This window comes from Methanosarcina spelaei, from assembly GCF_002287235.1.
Lineage (GTDB): Archaea > Halobacteriota > Methanosarcinia > Methanosarcinales > Methanosarcinaceae > Methanosarcina > Methanosarcina spelaei.
In genome coordinates this window covers 1-1,992 of record NZ_LMVP01000232.1, presented here as the reverse complement: position 1 = coordinate 1,992, position 1,992 = coordinate 1, and the positions used below count along the sequence as shown (strand labels likewise).

General features: G+C 38.1%; 1 protein-coding gene and 1 pseudogene. Both read left to right on the top strand.

All coding sequences use genetic code 11. The features are described from left to right. A pseudogene (locus tag ASJ81_RS23295) lies at positions 1-203 on the top strand (ISNCY family transposase); the annotation flags it as partial. A 187-nt stretch (positions 204-390) separates the two neighbouring features. Then, on the top strand, positions 391-1,668 hold the full coding sequence (locus ASJ81_RS11795; protein ID WP_095644616.1) for a threonine/serine exporter family protein: 1,278 nt from the start codon (positions 391-393) through the stop codon (positions 1,666-1,668). Positions 1,669-1,992: the final 324 nt, after the last annotated feature.

The following is a 1,992-nucleotide window of genomic DNA, read 5'->3' as shown; positions in this document are numbered from 1 at the left end:
TTGATGATCAGTATAAAAAGAGAGCTGAATGTGAAAAGATACATGGACATATTAAGGGTACAGTAAAATTCGATATTAGAAGAGTAAGAAATCAGAGTAGAAAACTCTACTCTCTATTGAGTTTCATAGCATATCAACTGATGGTGTTGACAGAATTGCAAAATAAAGTTGAAAGCAAAAATTCATTTGGGAGATACTTTTAAAGAAGTGGATATCAAATTAGATTAGAGATTTTAAAAGCTAATTTGAGATCCTAACTACTGGGTGACTGGCATATCAACAGGACTATCTGTAAGGAAGAGCATTCAGATCTCTCATTTACTCCACGAAGAAATGGGAAATACGCTACACACCGAAAATTCAAAGTGAACAAATTCAAGAATTGATAAAATGGTTCCGCATACTGAGTCACCTCAGATAAACTCTTTAAATGATTCCGATGAGAGGGAATCACCTCATCAACTTTTGAAATTCCTCACAGAGCTCTCCAGAGCTCTGACTACAGCAGGAATTGCAGTGATGTCTATAGAATCAATTTTGAAAAAAATATGCCAGGCTTATGGTTTCAAAGCTGAGGAAGTTATTAGTTTACCTACTTTTTTAATCATAAAGATTGCAGATGATGATTCAAAGGCTCTGGAAGTCACTCTGCAAAAACCCGGAGTACTTCCTTTAGACCAGGTTTCAAGACTATATGAGTTGATCAATCAGGCAGGAAACGCTGAAATAACGCCTGAACAGGGAATAAGGCGCATTAATGAAATAATAAATGTTAAACGCCAACATAATTATATTAAAAATATTTTAGGTTACGCACTGTTTTCCACCGGCCTGGGAATGCTTTTTCTACCAACCTTTAACGGATTATTTTTTTGTGGAGCATTAGGAGCCATAGCAGGACTTATACTGGCTTATTCCGAGGATAAAACAAAACTTACTCTGGTTCTGCCTGTTCTAACGGCATTCACTGTTTCAACGGTATTCTTTCTCGGTGTTAAACAGGGAATTATAAACGGGTCTCTAACCATAATGGTCCCTGCACTTGCTTACTTCATTCCAGGAGCAGTTCTGTCTACTGGAATGTTCGAACTGGCAGCAAACAATTTAGTATCTGGTGCAGCTCGCCTGGTCCAGGGAGTTGTAATACTGCTACTTCTCTTATTTGGAGTAATAGTAGGCCTCCAGGTTGCAGGTTTGCCTGAAGATTACATAATAGCCAATACGACAACTCCTTTGTACTGGTGGGCTCCCTATATCGGGGTTCTTATTTTCGCCCTTGGAATGTACCTTTTGATGTGTATAAGAAACAAGGATATGTTAGGGGTTTTAATTGTACTGTTCACCACTTTTCTTGTACAGCAAGCAGGAAACTACCTTTTGGGAGGGCTTTTCGGAGCTTTCATAGGTTCCGTCATCATGACAATGCTGGGAACTTTTCTGGAGCGGTCCAAACTTCGAACACCGTATTATGTATCTATAATACCTGCATTCTGGATCCTGGTTCCAGGAGCACTTGGGTTTATTAGCTTAGCTGCATTAGTGGGACAAAACTATTCCTCTTCCATTGCCAGTCTTATCCAGGTAGTTCTGACCTTTGTGGCGATCTCCACCGGGCTATTAATCGGTGCTGTGATTGCCGATCCGTTAAAAATCGGGTCGTCTCCCTAAATTATTGAACAGGAACTTTAAACTTTAATAGTTTTTCAAGTATGAGGCAGAATACAGTGACAGAATAAGAGAATCTGACTTAAGTCGACATAAAATAACAAGAAAATAGATAAAAAGGGACATAATGCAAGGTATAATCATTTTAACTGTTTTTTTTGGGCGCTTCGGCTCTCTCATATGTCTAATTTTTGAAGTGAAATCCTATTTAAGGTTATTTTGCATTAATGACTCTCTAAAAATGTTTCTAAACGGCTTAGAATAAGAAGGTGTTACAAAAGCACTGTACCAAAAGTATTTGCACTGTTGATACGTGCTTAATGTAAA